16 protein-coding genes are annotated in these 15,478 nt (G+C 40.0%); all 16 read right to left on the reverse strand.

Features of this window, described 5'->3' with window-relative positions; translation table 11 throughout:
• Window positions 1-37: 37 nt before the first annotated feature.
• The 16 genes from BLR62_RS00450 to BLR62_RS00525 all read right to left on the reverse strand — a co-directional run bounded on the left by BLR62_RS00450 (window position 38) and on the right by BLR62_RS00525 (window position 15,101).
• On the reverse strand, window positions 38-2,140 hold the full coding sequence (locus BLR62_RS00450) for a S8 family peptidase (protein ID WP_090791695.1): 2,103 nt from the start codon (window positions 2,138-2,140) through the stop codon (window positions 38-40).
• A gap of 55 nt (window positions 2,141-2,195) precedes the next feature.
• Entirely contained in the window at window positions 2,196-2,825 is a 630-nt protein-coding gene (upp, locus tag BLR62_RS00455) for a uracil phosphoribosyltransferase (protein ID WP_090791697.1), read from the reverse strand.
• A 131-nt stretch (window positions 2,826-2,956) separates the two neighbouring features.
• Window positions 2,957-4,192 (reverse strand): serine hydroxymethyltransferase, encoded by a 1,236-nt coding sequence (gene glyA, locus BLR62_RS00460; protein WP_090791700.1) that lies wholly within the window; start codon window positions 4,190-4,192, stop codon window positions 2,957-2,959.
• 26 nt (window positions 4,193-4,218) lie between these two features.
• Window positions 4,219-4,752 carry a TIGR01440 family protein gene (locus BLR62_RS00465; protein ID WP_090792568.1) on the reverse strand — a complete coding sequence of 178 codons (534 nt, stop codon included), beginning with the start codon at window positions 4,750-4,752 and terminating at the stop codon, window positions 4,219-4,221.
• A 16-nt stretch (window positions 4,753-4,768) separates the two neighbouring features.
• A complete protein-coding gene (gene rpiB, locus BLR62_RS00470; RefSeq protein ID WP_090791702.1) occupies window positions 4,769-5,212 on the reverse strand; it encodes a ribose 5-phosphate isomerase B in 444 nt (147 codons plus the stop codon).
• An 82-nt stretch (window positions 5,213-5,294) separates the two neighbouring features.
• Entirely contained in the window at window positions 5,295-5,882 is a 588-nt protein-coding gene (locus tag BLR62_RS00475) for a low molecular weight protein arginine phosphatase (RefSeq protein ID WP_090791704.1), read from the reverse strand.
• A gap of 100 nt (window positions 5,883-5,982) precedes the next feature.
• Complete coding sequence (locus BLR62_RS00480) at window positions 5,983-6,510, reverse strand: manganese efflux pump MntP (RefSeq protein WP_090791706.1); 528 nt, start codon at window positions 6,508-6,510, stop codon at window positions 5,983-5,985.
• A gap of 76 nt (window positions 6,511-6,586) precedes the next feature.
• A complete protein-coding gene (locus tag BLR62_RS00485; RefSeq protein ID WP_090791709.1) occupies window positions 6,587-7,621 on the reverse strand; it encodes an L-threonylcarbamoyladenylate synthase in 1,035 nt (344 codons plus the stop codon).
• 192 nt (window positions 7,622-7,813) lie between these two features.
• Window positions 7,814-8,134 carry a hypothetical protein gene (locus BLR62_RS00490; RefSeq protein WP_090791712.1) on the reverse strand — a complete coding sequence of 107 codons (321 nt, stop codon included), beginning with the start codon at window positions 8,132-8,134 and terminating at the stop codon, window positions 7,814-7,816.
• A 68-nt stretch (window positions 8,135-8,202) separates the two neighbouring features.
• Entirely contained in the window at window positions 8,203-8,769 is a 567-nt protein-coding gene (spoIIR, locus tag BLR62_RS00495; protein WP_090791714.1) for a stage II sporulation protein R, read from the reverse strand.
• 63 nt (window positions 8,770-8,832) lie between these two features.
• Entirely contained in the window at window positions 8,833-9,681 is an 849-nt protein-coding gene (gene prmC / locus BLR62_RS00500; protein WP_090791717.1) for a peptide chain release factor N(5)-glutamine methyltransferase, read from the reverse strand.
• Window position 9,682: 1 nt separating this feature from the next.
• Complete coding sequence (gene prfA, locus BLR62_RS00505) at window positions 9,683-10,753, reverse strand: peptide chain release factor 1 (RefSeq protein WP_090791720.1); 1,071 nt, start codon at window positions 10,751-10,753, stop codon at window positions 9,683-9,685.
• A gap of 330 nt (window positions 10,754-11,083) precedes the next feature.
• Window positions 11,084-11,704, reverse strand: a complete 621-nt coding sequence (locus tag BLR62_RS00510; RefSeq protein ID WP_090791723.1) for a thymidine kinase — start codon at window positions 11,702-11,704, stop codon at window positions 11,084-11,086.
• Window positions 11,705-11,860: 156 nt separating this feature from the next.
• Entirely contained in the window at window positions 11,861-12,106 is a 246-nt protein-coding gene (locus BLR62_RS00515) for a type B 50S ribosomal protein L31 (protein ID WP_090791725.1), read from the reverse strand.
• Window positions 12,107-12,287: 181 nt separating this feature from the next.
• Window positions 12,288-13,580: a transcription termination factor Rho gene (gene rho / locus BLR62_RS00520; RefSeq protein WP_090791729.1), complete on the reverse strand. Its 1,293-nt coding sequence runs from the start codon at window positions 13,578-13,580 to the stop codon at window positions 12,288-12,290.
• Between the two features lie 234 nt (window positions 13,581-13,814).
• The gene (locus BLR62_RS00525; RefSeq protein ID WP_090791731.1) at window positions 13,815-15,101 is read right to left on the reverse strand and encodes a UDP-N-acetylglucosamine 1-carboxyvinyltransferase; all 1,287 of its coding nucleotides are present in this window, start codon (window positions 15,099-15,101) and stop codon (window positions 13,815-13,817) included.
• Window positions 15,102-15,478: the final 377 nt, after the last annotated feature.

Here is a 15,478-nt window from a genome sequence, read left to right on the forward strand (position 1 = left end):
CCCTCAATTTAATAGTTTATAACGTTTTTGAAAAAAGTCAATTTTTATCTTTAATCTTTTCTAACATAAATTGGTGACTTTCTTGTTTTTGATTTTTGACGACTGTTACATTAATTAAATAGGAACCGTCATCAGGTAATTGACAACTGTCTTGATAAAGCCCTGCATCGACTTTTTCTTGATGATACAACGTTGCTTGATGTTGAAGCGTTTGAGGATCTAAGGCATCAATAACCAACGTTTCAACAGGTTCACTCAGTTGTAATGAAAAGTGATAGGTCATTGGGTCTTGAATCGATGGTTCAAATTCAATTCCTCTTATAAACGATAAGTCGTCTATTTGATTTAGCCATAAATAGGGGAGTTGATAATTTTTATTGTCCGTTTCTGTGGTTAAATACCCTTGATATGAATCGTCTGCAGATTTTGGTTGTGTAACTGTTAACCGGATGGGAAGTTCGATTGTCTCATTCGGGGAAATTATGACCCTTTTAGGAATATCCCATCGTTTTCCAATTTGAGTCCTAGGCCGTTTGATTTCAAACGGGATCGGTTGATCGGATACATTGGTAACTTTTAGTATATGCGTCTGTTCCTCATTGTGTTCATTTTTAATGCCGAATGAAAGGTGAGCATTTTCGATTAATAAGTCCGTTTCAAGGCTTGCCTCAGCATTAATCTCACCAGCGCCTTGTTCAATCGGAGCGTGAGTTTTCAGTGGCGATGCACCTGTCAGTAAAGCAGCCTTTAATTGTTCTGGTGTGTAATCAGGATTGGCCTCTTTTAAAATTGCCAAAACACCTGTTACGTATGGTGCTGCCATGCTCGTTCCATTTAGTGCTTGATAGCCATCTGGGACAGTGCTTAAGATGTTGTATCCTGGTGCGATAATATCTGGTTTTATGGCCCATGATGCTGTAACAGGGCCTCTTGAACTAAACGAAGCCACTTCATTATCAATTTCGTTATGGTGTGTTCTTAACCAAAGTCCCTCATCTTGTCTAAGCGACTCGGCAGACTCTTCTGAGATAAGTGCTACTGGAAAAGGTGTTTGAAGATGAAGAAGAGCTTCAATTGATTCATCTGGTTTATGTTCAATTAATAATCCACTTGGCTTGATCTTCTCTAATGTTTCTAAAAAATTCTGTTCAGTTGGATCCACGAGTAAAATATGTTCTGATGCATCATTCGGATCTGTCGTTAACCGATAGTCACGCGTTAAATCCCATGACTTTGCATTTGGAAGTTCTAAAAGTTCTATTCTTTGATGATTTTTTAATAGTTCAAGTTCTGGTTTTGTGTAGCTTTTAGTCGATGCCCCAACTGAGATTGCCTGTTCTGCCGTTGCAGGCGATCCAACTGTCCAATCTTCAGGTCCTGCGTTTCCGTTTGCTACGACAACACTTACTCCTTTTTCAACAGCTCGATTAACGGCCGTACTTGTCGGCCAATCAGGGCCATTAATCGTATTCCCTAATGATAAATTGATAATATCCATACCATCTTTAACAGCTTGTTCGAGCGCCGCAATCACATGTAAATTCGTTCCGATACCACCAGGACCGAGCGCTCTATATGCATATAAATCGACATCTGGCGCGACACCTTTAAACGTACCATTTGCACCGACTATACCTGATACATGAGTGCCATGAAGTGTTGGCATCCCTTCTTCAGGTTGTGTTTCCATCGGATCATCATCTAAATCAAATAGATCATAGCCCCCCTTATAATTTCCCTTTAAATCAGGGTGCGTGTAGTCTATGCCTGTATCAACAATACCTACCTTTATGCCTTTACCGGTGTAGCCAAGTTCCAAATCGAGATACGAATCACTTATCAGTTCGGTGTCTGCAAGTTGGTAAGACGCGGTGTAATCAACAACTGGAAATACGCGTTTTACAGCCTGCTCTTCTAACACACGCTCGATTTGATGGGGCTTTCCTTCAATAGCGACAGCTTGTAACAACGTATCAAATGTATTTAATACATGAATATATGGATGATATCGATCGAGTTTTTCTATAAATGCATCTGGTGATTCATCTAGTTCAACAAGGTGTCTTTCTTCAGTTGCTGATACTGAATCAAATGCAAAAAGACTGCTGAACATTATAAACAACAAAAAAAATACACGCATATAGCCACTCCTTCCTTAAGCTAGTATGCGCGCATTTATTCTGTTTTATGTTACTTTATTTCGTGCCGTACAAGCGGTCGCCAGCATCGCCTAAGCCTGGAACGATGTAACCTTTTTCGTTTAGTTTTTCATCAATCGCAGCTAAGTATAAGTCAACATCAGGGTGCTCTTTCTTAATTAAATCAATACCTTCAGGTGCTGCGATTAAGCACATTAATTTAATTTTTGTTGCCCCGCGTTTTTTTAATGAATCGATCGCATCTTTTGCTGATCCGCCAGTTGCTAACATTGGATCTACAACGATTAGTTCACGTTCTTCAATGTCATTTGGCATTTTAATGTAATATTCAACGGGTTGGAGTGTTTCTGGATCACGGTAAAGCCCGACATGTCCTACTTTAGCAGTTGGAATATGGCGTAAGACGCCTTCAACCATGCCTAGTCCTGCTCTTAAAATTGGTACAATGCCTATACGTTTACCACTTAGGACGTTTGATTGCATTGTCGTAACAGGTGTATCAATCGTCACTTCTGTTACAGGTAAGTCGCGTGTGATTTCATAAGCCATCAATCCAGCCACTTCATCAACGAGCTCTCTGAAATCCTTCGTCCCTGTTTCTGTCTTACGAATGTGTGTTATTTTGTGTTGAATTAATGGATGATCCAGTACAAAAACGTTTCCCATGCGTTAACCCACTCCTTAAATTTTTTATGTATCTGTCAAAAGTGTACAGAAAAATGACATTGCTTTCAAGAAAAGGTCGAAAAAAAACTAAGAATAAACGGTTTTGTCCGCTCACTCTTAGTTTAATTTATTTATTGATAGATAGGAAATTGATCAGTTAAGTTTTTAACGCGTTCTTTAGCTGTCTTGAGCGCCTCTTCGTCTTCGTGGTTATTTAGCGTGAAGGCAATGATCCGCGCGACCTCTTCCATTTCTGCTTCTTTAAAGCCTCGCGTGGTGACCGCTGCCGTTCCCACACGCACACCGCTTGTGACAAATGGGCTTTCAGGGTCAAACGGGATCGTATTTTTATTCGTTGTGATACCAATATCATCTAATGCACGTTCAGCATCTTTACCTGTTAATGATTGGTTTCTGACATCGAGTAACAACAAATGATTATCCGTACCACCAGAAATGAGGCGGATGCCTTCTTCTTCTAACGTTTTCGCAAAGGCTTTAGCATTTTTAACGATCTGTTTTGCATAGTCTTTAAAGCTAGGATCTAAGGCTTCTTTAAAAGCTGCGGCTTTTGCGGCAATCACATGCATTAAAGGCCCGCCTTGAATGCCAGGGAAAACAGATTTATCAACTTGCTTGGCATACGTTTCTTTCGTTAAAATCATGCCACCTCTTGGTCCGCGAAGTGTTTTATGTGTCGTTGTTGTGACAAAGTCAGCATGCGGCACAGGATCAGGGTGTTCGCCTGCTGCGACAAGGCCTGCGATATGTGCCATATCAACCATTAAGTAGGCACCCACGCTATCTGCAATTTCACGGAATTTGCTAAAATCAATTTCACGTGGATACGCACTAGCACCTGCTACAATCATTTTAGGCTTTGTTTCTTTTGCCTTTTTCAAAATCGCATCATAATCAAGCATTTCAGATTCTTGGTCAACACCGTATTCTTCAAAGTGATACAATTTACCACTAAAGTTGACAGGGCTTCCGTGTGTTAAATGACCACCGTGTGATAAGTTCATCCCTAAAACAGTATCACCCGGTTGCAAGAAAGCTGAATAGACCGCCATGTTTGCTTGAGCACCTGAATGAGGTTGTACATTGGCATGTTCTGCACCGAATAAAGCTTTCGCACGGTCACGCGCCAAGTTTTCAGCGATATCAACGTACTCGCAACCACCATAATAGCGTTTGTCAGGGTAACCTTCTGCATACTTATTCGTTAAAACAGAGCCTTGCGCTTCCATAACCGTTTCAGTCACAAAGTTCTCAGATGCAATCAGTTCGATTTTATCATGTTGTCTAGTGCGTTCTTTTTCAATTGCTTCGTACAATTCTAGATCGTTTTCTTTAACATGTTTCATTATTTTTCCCCCTTATTATTGCCACTTTATTCATAGGTTGCACGTACACCACCAATTAATTTTGGTCTTGTATACGCTGCATTAACGCGTGCTTTGTTTAAATAATTTTGCTTGAGTCTCATCGGTACAGCCACAGGCTTTAAGTGCATGCCGATCATCGTCTCCCCAATATCAATGCCAGCATCTGCTTCGACTTGCTCAACTACGACTGAATCTTCCATCTGTTGATAAGCATAGGTCGCCATTGAACCCCCTGCTTTTTTGTGAGGAACAACAGCGACCTCTGTTAGACGATGTGTTTTTTGAACATGTCTTTCAACAACTAATGCTCGGTTTAAGTGTTCACAACATTGAAAAGCGAGTTCAATGTTTTCCTGATGACTCAGATCGATGAAGGCATCAAAAATTTGCTTCGCCACATCTGTACTGCCATCTGTTCCAATGTGATGTCCGCCTACTTCACTTGTGGAGGTGCCAATCACAAATAGATCAGATGGGTTTAAACGTTTGGATGTTTTCCACTCTTCAGTGATCTTTGTGAGCTGATCTGTCAAATTCATCACAGCATCATCACCCTTATTCTTTGCTTTCGTATTCAGCGATTTTTTCAATACGACGTGCATGTCTACCGCCTTCAAATTCGCTTCCCATCCATGTCTTAACGATTTCTTTTGCTAGATCAACACCGATCACACGCGCACCCATTGCGAGTACGTTTGAATCATTGTGTTCTCTAGTAACTCGAGCCGTGTATACATCATGGACGAGTGCACAACGAATCCCTTTTACTTTATTTGCTGAGATCGACATACCAATGCCTGTCCCACAAATGACAATCGCACGATCATATTCTTGATTCGCTACTTTTTCAGCTGCTGGAATACCATAATCAGAATAGTCTACAGAGTCTGGGCAGTTACAACCGATATAATCAACAGATACGCCTAATTCTTGTAAATATGATTCAATTTCATTTGCTAATTCATAGCCACCGTGATCTGACGCTAAAACTACTTTCATTGATTCAACACTCCTATCATTTAATTTGTTTCTTCTATTGTACGCATTTTTCAATCAGAAAAATAGACATTTTTCATAGGATTCAGTTAATTTTTTTTAGTAATTGATCAATCGCTTCATCAATCTCATCTCGCGTTTTCTTATAGGCTTCTAAATCAGCCCCGAAGGGATCTTTAATATCAAAGTTTGGAAGTTGCTTTTCAAGTCGTTCAATTTCGTCCTGTTCTTCTCTGAGGAAAGCACGCCACTGAAGTTCTGTTTGTTGGTCACCATGCTCCTCATGCACAACAGCACGTTTTTCTTCTAAATTAAGGTGCGCTTGCTTGAGTTCTTTCCATAGATCTTCTGCATCATCACTTGCATATTCTTTAAGCGTAAAAATCTTTTCATACGCATATGAAAATCGTGTCGCCAGGACTTGTTTATGTTGACGGGTCATCGTTAAAATTAAATCGGCCCAGTCAACCAATTCATCACCAACAGGTGTTGCAACTGACGTATGATCAATATTGATTGCAGCTAGTGCCTCAGTCGTTTCTTCTGAAACCGGTACACCTTTAATAGCTGAAATGCCGGCTGATTTGACCTGATGGCTCGACTTCTCTTTTAATATCGCCTCAGCCATCGGACTTCTGCATGTGTTGCCAGTACAAACAAACAGAATATTCATTGATTCTCCCCCTAAATTCATTCGTATTTTATTAGATAAATCATAACATATCCATCATAAACGTCCAAATTGTTAAGGTTTTGTGACAACAAGTTCCTACTTACATTGTAACTAATATATGCAGGCCAAGTCCAATTAAAATCACACCACCTAATCGGTCACTCATCCGATGGAGTGAAACGGTTAAACGCTTGGCTAATAAAAGGCCGAGCATACTCATCATCATCGTCATAGTAAAAAATAAACCAATCGAATAAATCCAAGCCGTTGGTTCTCTTACTAACGTAAGACCGATAGGAATACTATCCAAGCTGACGGTGAGTGACATCATGATTAATTTCGTTTTGTTCCATTTAATCGATACACTTTCTGTAAAACTATTGAGACATAAATAGACACCGAGTGAGACGAGTAAACTTCCTGTGATCAAATCGATTAAATCATCGACATAATACACAATAACTTGTCCACAAAGAAAGCCGACTATAGGAAATAAACCATGCCAAAATCCGATCAAACCACTCATCAACACCATTTGTTTGATTTTAAAACCATTAAGACCAACTGCTAAACAGACACTAAATGCATCAAGCCCCAATACAATTGCGAGTAAAAATTGATAAAACACAGGTTTCCCCCATTTTTACAATCAGATACTTGATGCTTATTCACATGTGGATAAAAAAATAACAGACCGAGGTCTGTTATTTTTTCATTGTCTCTTTTAATTCTATATAGGTTGCTGCTTTTTTTAATCGGTTCATAATTGCATAGCCAACCGCTTCTTCAGGAAAATACTCTGCCAAAATTAAATCCACATCTGTTTCTTTGAACCGTCTCAATACTTGATAAAGGTCACGCGCAACCGTGGAAAGGTCAGATAAGGTGCCACACGTTTCTATTTTCTCTACATTTAATTGAGTCGATCGTTCTTCACTTGCCAATACGCCGACCTTTTTACCCATCTGTTTATATTCATCGATTTTCTCTTGGAAAAAGTCAGGATCACCCTTAACAAGCACAAGTGGAACAGCCGGTTCATAATGATTGTATTTCATTCCCGGGGCTTGAGGCTTGTTAATATCATCGTCCACTGTTGCATCTTCAATCACTTGATCAAGTACCGCTTCTATTTCAAGTCGCGTGATCCCACCTGGCCTTAGGATACGTGGCACATCGGTTGTACAATCAACGACGGTTGATTCAACACCTACACCTGTTACGCCTCCATCTAATATCGCTGAAATCCGCTTATCTAAATCTTGATAGACATGAATGGCACTTGTTGGGCTTGTCTTACCTGAAAGGTTTGCACTCGGAGCTGCAATCGGTAAGTTGGCCTTTTCAATCAACTCTAACGCTGCAGGATGTTCTGGAATTCGGAGACCAATTGTTTCAAGACCTGCTGTGACAAAAGGTGAAATAAGACCATTACTCGGTAAGATCACCGTTAAAGGGCCTGGTGTGAATGCATCCAGTAATTGTTTAGCAACCTTTGGGATATGGTCAACGTATTGAGCCATTTGTTCTTGACTTGCCACGTGAACAATTAAAGGATTATCAGCTGGTCGCCCTTTTGCTTCAAAGATCTTTTTCACGGCTTCGTCATTTGTTGCATCGGCGCCCAATCCGTATACCGTTTCTGTTGGAAAGGCAACGACTTCACCCTTTTTTAGTAATTCACTACATATATTAATTGCTTCATCATCCCAAATTAAATAATTTGTCGATTTTGTCATGATTGTCAACTCCTTTAATGCCCACAAGTTATCCACTAATTATCCACAAACCGTTAAGTTATACACAAGTTATGCAAACCTTCCACATCAATCTTTCAAGAATAAGCACATTTTAATGAATCAATCAAGATTAAATTGATTATTAACAGGGTTGTCCCCAAAAATGAGTCCAATTGTGTATAAGTCCTTTCTTTATCCACATAAATATCCCCATGTGTGCGATCTGTTCTTATCGGCTTGAAAACCTACCCACTGTAAAATAGGAATTAAATGTTGGTGATCAGTTTCAACGATCACCAGTCTGATTTTTAATGTTTTTGCAAATAATAAAATATGGTCGAGTATATCGAGTAAGTCCGTTGGGTTTCTTTGTTGAACCATACTTAAATGACACAATTTTGCCGTGTCGCTTGATTCAAATTGAAATGAAAAATAGCCGACAACATCTTTTTGTTCAAGTAGTTGATAATCGATTTTACCTGTTGAATCCGTATGGACTTCTTCTATTCTCATAATTCGTACGCCCCTTTTACTCAAGTCTTGTGATTAATCTATGAGTTGTGCGCACTAAATATGATAGATTACCTAAACCATTCTAGTAGAAAAAAAGAAACCTCGACGTCTTCATCCTCTGACTCTACTTCTGCATCCTGTTCTGGTTGTTCTTTTGCCTCAGAGCTAAAGTCAACAAAGCAAAGTGGCGGGAATAATACACACCACCAATTACTCCCTTTCCCTTCACCTAATGTAATTAAAATCGCTTCATATTCACCAGCTGGATAAACAGCACCATCATAAACTTTTGCCGGAAAACCAACCTCATCATCATAATCGATTGAAACTTCTAAATCATGCCCGTTTTCTTCAAGTATCTCGTTAACGACGTCTTCAATCTCATCAAGCTGTGTATGAATTAGGTTTCGTGCCTGTTCAATTTGATCAATTTCCATTACCCAATCATCAATTAATTGAACAACTTCATCTTTCACTTCTAATTTTAGTGCTTGTGATGTGTCACGGTCATCTTCTGCTAAAATCCGTAAACGAATCGCTTCATCTGGTATGACATGATAATCTGCCTCGATTGTTGGATAAAATGAATACAATAACACGACTAATACGTGAATGGATTGAATAATGCTAATCATTTGATTTCCCCTCTTCTTCATCAGTGATTGTCATTAGTATCACCAAAAGGGGAATCTTTTAAACTAACATTTTGCTCTTATGATCCGGTCTCGACCTAATAGATCTTGAATGATTTCAATTTGTGCACCCGGATAAATAGCTTGAATCAATTGCTTAATCGCTTTTGCTTGCGAAGCACCAATTTCAAATATAAGATAACCACCGCAGGCTAGAGCCTTTTGGGATTGATTAATAATTTGGCGGTAACAAGCAAGACCATCATCATTTGCAAAAAGCGCAAGTTCAGGATCAAAATCGCGTACCGTGTCTTGAAGTGATGGTCGGTCACTTTTGGCTATATAAGGCGGATTTGAGACAATCATATCGACCTGTTCACCAGCATCGATCCATTTTTGTAAAAAATCACTTTCAAAGAAGCGCACATCAGCACCTAAACGCTCAGCATTTCGCTTTGCAACTTGTAAGGCATCAGAGGAAATATCACCCGCTTCTATCCAATGATCTGGTGCCTCTTTTTTGAGCGTAATCGCAATTACACCACTTCCCGTACCGGCATCAACGATTCGTTTCGGATCTTCTTCTATTAGAACCTCAAGTGCCTTAACAATAAGTTCTTCTGTTTCAGGTCGTGGAATTAAAACGTGATGGTTGACTTCAAATCGCCGATCAAAAAAGAATTCCTCACCGGTTAAATGTTGAACAGGGATACCTGTTTTCGCATGTTCTTTTATGTCACGGATAAAGTTGTCTTTCACATGAACCTCAATCGGCTGGTTAAGCGCCATTAATAAGTCAATTTTTGTGAAATGTAAATGGTGCAAGATTAAGATTTCTGCAATCTTCGGTTCTCGGTTTTGTTTTTTCAAAAAAGAAGAAGCCCAGTTGAGGACTTCTTGGATTGTGTCTGCCATGTTACTCACCAATTTGTTCCATTTTGCTCGTTTGCTCTTCCATCAAAAGCGCATCCACAATTTCAGATAGCTTACCTTCTAAAATTTGATCAAGCTTTTGAATCGTCAAACCAATTCGGTGATCGGTGACGCGGTTTTGCGGGAAGTTATACGTTCGGATTCGCTCTGAACGATCCCCCGTACCAACAGCAGACTTACGATTTTGATCATATTCATCTTGTGCTTCTTGTTGGTACATATCGTAAATACGCGCACGTAGGATCTTCATCGCTTTTTCTTTGTTCTTAATCTGTGATTTCTCATCTTGCATTGAGACGACAACACCCGTCGGTTCGTGTGTTAAACGCACAGCTGACATGGTCGTGTTGACACTTTGCCCACCAGGACCACTTGATGTGAACGTATCAACGCGAATATCATTATCCTGGATATCGACTTCAACATCCTCTGTTTCAGGTAGAGCAACAACCGTTGCCGTTGATGTATGAATACGACCGCCTGATTCTGTTTCTGGCACGCGCTGTACACGGTGTGCACCATTTTCATATTTCAATTTCGAATAAGCACCCTTACCGTTTACCATAAAGATGACTTCTTTATAGCCGCCAACATCAGAGGCGTTTGCTTCTAGCACATCAACCTTCCATCCTTCTGCTTCTGCGTAACGGTTGTACATTCGGAATAAGTCGCCGGCAAATAGGGCCGCTTCATCGCCACCTGCAGCACCACGCACTTCGATAATAACGTTTTTATCATCGTTTGGATCTTTCGGTAATAGTAAAACCTTAAGTTTCTCTTCATACTCTGGAATTTGCGGTGCGAGTTCGTCAATTTCCATTTGCACCATTTCTTTCATATCAGGGTCTGATTCATCACTTAACATTTGTTTAGCCCCATCAAGTTGTTCTTTTACATCTTTATACTCACGATAAACGGTAACAATCTCACCTAGGTCCGCTTGTTCTTTTGAGTATTCACGCAATTTTTTTGTATCACTAATAACGTCTGGGTCACTTAATAATTCATTTAATTTTTCATAACGTTGATCTAACGTTTCTAATTTTTCTAACACCCTTAGCCACCTCATCTTATTAAAGTCCTACACTACATTATATAACAGTGCCACAACCCCGTCAAAATCTAACCTATGACTTTACGAACACGATAAAAACCACAATTCTCTTCGGAAATAAGGTGTTTCTCACCACCGGAAATAATCTCGCTTTCCGCGGGCACGGCCTCAGCTAACTTTAGAAGCAAATGACGCTTCTAAAGTGGATCTTCGAACTCGTGCTTTTCCCGCAGGAGTCTCGCTTATTTCCGGTGGCTACATGACGTATTCAATACATATAGTCGAACAGCAATAGTTCATCACCTATTGTTGTTCGACTATCACATTGACTTATTTACTTTTGTCCCCAACCTTTAACTTATCCTTTGCATTCTGTTTATCTTTTACTTCGTGACAATGGCGGCATCTAGGCTCATACGATTCAGATGCACCGACTAAAATCGTCGGATCATTCGCTGAGGCAGGCTCACCATCGATTAATCGCTGCGTACGACTTGCAGGTGAACCACATTTTACACAAATCGCATTGAGCTTTGTGACCGCTTCACTTAAGGCAAAAATCGATGGTACAACCCCAAATGGTTCACCTCTAAAATTCGTATCCAATCCTGCCACGATCACACGATGACCGCGATCCGCTAAATATGTAATCACATCGACTATATCATCATCAAAAAATTGGACTTCATCAATGCCGATGACATCAATCGCATCGGTTATATCCCCCAATATATCGCGGGCTTTTTTCACCGGACGTGCAATAATCGTATTTCCATTGTGAGACACAACAGACTCCTTTTGGAAACGATCATCAATAGCAGGCTTATAGACACGTACATCTAAATCGCCATAGGTTGCACGACGTACGCGACGAATTAATTCTTCTGATTTTCCTGAAAACATGCTGCCGCATATTAATTCGACCCAGCCACTCTGTTTCATGACAAACACGATTAACATCCTCCTTACACCTTTAAAACCATCTATAATTTCATTAGAAAAACAGGCTCGCAACTAATCAGGCGTGCCTGTTTCATATTTACCTTTGAGTTAAGATAAGCCATTCCAACAAGGAATGGCTTATCTGATTCACTAGCTATTTTCAGCTTAGTTAAGTTTGTATTTTTTCTTAAAGCGATCCACACGGCCGCCAACTTTGTCAGCTTTTTGTTTACCAGTGTAGAATGGGTGAGATTGTGAACTAATCTCAACGCGGATTAATGGGTACGTGTTACCGTCTTCCCACTCAATTGTTTCATCAGAAGATTTCGTTGATCCTGTTAGAAACTTGTAATCTGAACTTGTATCAAGAAATACAACTTTACGGTATTCTGGATGAATGTTTTCCTTCATGTCTTCCCAACTCCTTTTGCCCTGAATCGTTTGAAACAGAGTATATTTTCGCTAGCTTACAACAGCCTCATCTCGACTGCTCCAAACTGCCTTTTTTCATACGTAAAGATTATAACAGTCTCCATCAGACATTGCAATAGAAGATCCGAAAAAGTCTTCAAGGCACAAACACATAGCTGAATTAACGATCAGATGGACGTTGTGTTTTCTTACGCTTCATTTCTTCAGTTAATTGGTGATAAAATTCATCGTTTGTTTCAGTTGAGCGGATCTTTTTCAAGAAGCGTTCCAGAAAATCAGATGAATCTTGCATACCTTTTCGAATTTGCCAAATCATATCAAGACGCTCTTTCGATACGAGGAGTTCCTCACGGCGCGTGCTCGAGCGGAGCAAGTCTAGTGCTGGGAAGATGCGTCGCTGCGCAAGTTGACGATCTAAGTGCAGCTCCATGTTTCCAGTTCCTTTGAATTCTTCATAGATGACATCGTCCATTCTAGAGCCAGTTTCAACAAGTGCTGTCGCCAAAATAGTGAAACTACCACCCTCTTCAATATTACGAGCAGCACCGAAAAAGCGCTTCGGACGGTGGAAAGCAGCTGGGTCAATCCCGCCTGATAGCGTCCTGCCACTTGGTGGGATGACCAGGTTATAAGCACGCGCTAAACGTGTAATACTATCCATCAATACGACAACATCTTTTTTATGTTCAACAAGACGCATCGCTCGTTCTAGTACAAGTTCAGATACTTTAATATGATTTTCTGGCACTTCATCAAATGTTGAAGAGACAACGTCAACGTCTGGTGCTACTGAACGTTCAATATCCGTTACTTCCTCTGGACGCTCATCCACAAGTAAAATAATTAATTTAACATCTGGATGATTCGTTTTAATACTATTAGCAATTTCAGTTAGTAACATCGTTTTCCCGGCTTTAGGTGGTGCTACAATAAGACCACGTTGCCCGAAGCCAACAGGTGTGATTAAATCCATAATACGCGTCGAGAGGCCTTTTGGATTTGTCTCCAATTGCATCATACGATCTGGATAAAGTGGTGTTAGCGCAGGGAAATGGACACGTTCTTTTGCAAGTTCTGGATTGTCCCCATTTACTGCATCGACGTGGAGCAACCCGTAATAGCGTTCATTTTCTTTAGGGGGTCTTACTTTCCCCGATACTTTATCTCCGTTTCTTAAGTCAAATCGACGAATTTGAGAAGCAGAAATGTAGATATCTTCTGCACTTGGTGAGTAATTAATGGGGCGTAGGAAGCCGAAGCCTTCAGATGGAATAATTTCTAAGATACCATCCATGAATAAATAGCCACTTTTTTCAGCTTGTGCCTTTAAAATAGCAAATATAAGTTCTCTTTTTGTCAATTTAGCATAGTAAGATACTTTAAATTCTTTCGCCTGAGCGTAAAGGTCTTTTAAAGTCATCGCTTCTAATTGTGAAATTGTTACTTCACTCACGTTGTCATCACACCTATCTTTGATTGTCTAAAATTTATTAATAAATTGGGTAGTTTATATGGTATGTAGTGTTTCTTGTGGAGTTATGGGTCGATCTTAGTAGTCAGTCCTATGGTACTCTTTTTCAATCGAATATTCAAGGTTTTTTGTGAAAATAGTGGAAATTGCAATAAAAAACGAATGGTCTATTTACAGCTAAATAAACCATTCGTCATACGATCTATACGTCTGTGTTTACTGATTTTGAAATTGTTCAATTTCTGCTTCTGTCATATCTTCACGCCAGATTCTTGCACCTAATGTCGTTAACTTTTCATTTAACTTCTCATAGCCACGATCAATATGCTCGAGACCCGTAATTTCTGTAATACCGTCTGCAATTAGACCTGCGACGATTAATGCAGCACCTGCACGTAAGTCAGAGGCTTTCACCTTCGCACCTTGAAGGTCAGCAGGGCCTGTCACGATTGCACTAGCCCCCTCAACTTTAATTTGGGCGTTCATCCGACGCAGTTCATCAATATGTTTAAACCGAGCGCTGTATATCGTATCTGTCACAATCGCCGTTCCTTCAGCTCTTGTTAGCAATGAAGTAAAGGGTTGTTGCAGATCCGTTGGAAAGCCTGGGTGAACAAGTGTTTTTATATCAACGGCCGTTAATTCTGCACTTGATGCTACTCGCAACTGTTCTTCGCCTTCTTCTATGTTTACACCCATCTCACGTAACTTGGCTAGAAGTGGCTCTAAGTGTTGTGGAATGACATTATCAATCAACACATCACCACCCATGGCAGCTGCCATGATCGTATAGGTGCCTGCCTCTATACGATCTGGAATAATGGTATGCATGCAACCAGAAAGTTCATCAACACCTTCGATTCGAATCACATCGGTACCAGCACCCTTAATCTTTGCTCCCATACTTGTTAAAAGTGTTGCCACATCAATAATTTCAGGCTCTCTTGCTGCATTTTCAATCACTGTTTTCCCTTTTGCTTTAACAGCAGCTAACATTATGTTAATCGTTGCACCGACACTAACAACATCTAAGTATATACGAGCCCCTTTTAATTCATCTGCACGTAAGTAAATCGCACCTTGTTCATTTGTTACTTCGGCACCTAATGCTTCAAAACCTTTTATATGTTGATCAATCGGACGTGGTCCTAAATGGCAACCACCAGGTAAGCCTATCACAGCTTTTTTAAATCGACCGAGCATCGCCCCCATAAAATAATAAGAAGCACGTAACATTTGCACTTTACCATTAGGTAATGGCATGGCTGTCATATTAGACGTATCAATGTGCATCACGTCTTCTTCTTTTTTAACCGTTCCACCAATCTCTTCTAATAAGTCACTTAGTGTTTCAACATCTGATATGTGAGGTAATCCCTCGATTGACACAACATCATCTGCCAAAATAGTGGCTGGAAGCAATGCGACCGCACTATTTTTGGCGCCACCTATTCGAACACTACCGTTTAACGTCTTACCACCTTCAACAAATAATTTTTGCATCTATAATTCCTCACTTTTATTTCGTTATAGTCATTAGTTTATACGTTGTATTTTAATTCATGCGTGTTATGTTATGATCCATACTTATTCCATTATACATAGGAATCATCAATGTATCCACCATTTACAGTTAAATATTGTGACAAAAAAGGTTTTATTTCAAATATGGTGAAAAAATTTGCACTAGAGGCATACTATCCTTCTAATGACTGTATTTAACAACGCTCGATCAAAATGTTTCGCACTCCACAGTGACGAGTAGTCGATCGCACGCACGCTTTTTGTAAAAGCAACGCGTGCGATTGCATCTTCACCCCAACATATATTTTAGAGCCAAAAAAAAGACCCAATCCGAAGATTGAGTCTTTCCTTAATCG

Origin of the sequence: Pelagirhabdus alkalitolerans (assembly GCF_900096905.1) — a bacterium.
GTDB classification, from domain to species: Bacteria; Bacillota; Bacilli; order Bacillales; family Amphibacillaceae; genus Pelagirhabdus; species Pelagirhabdus alkalitolerans.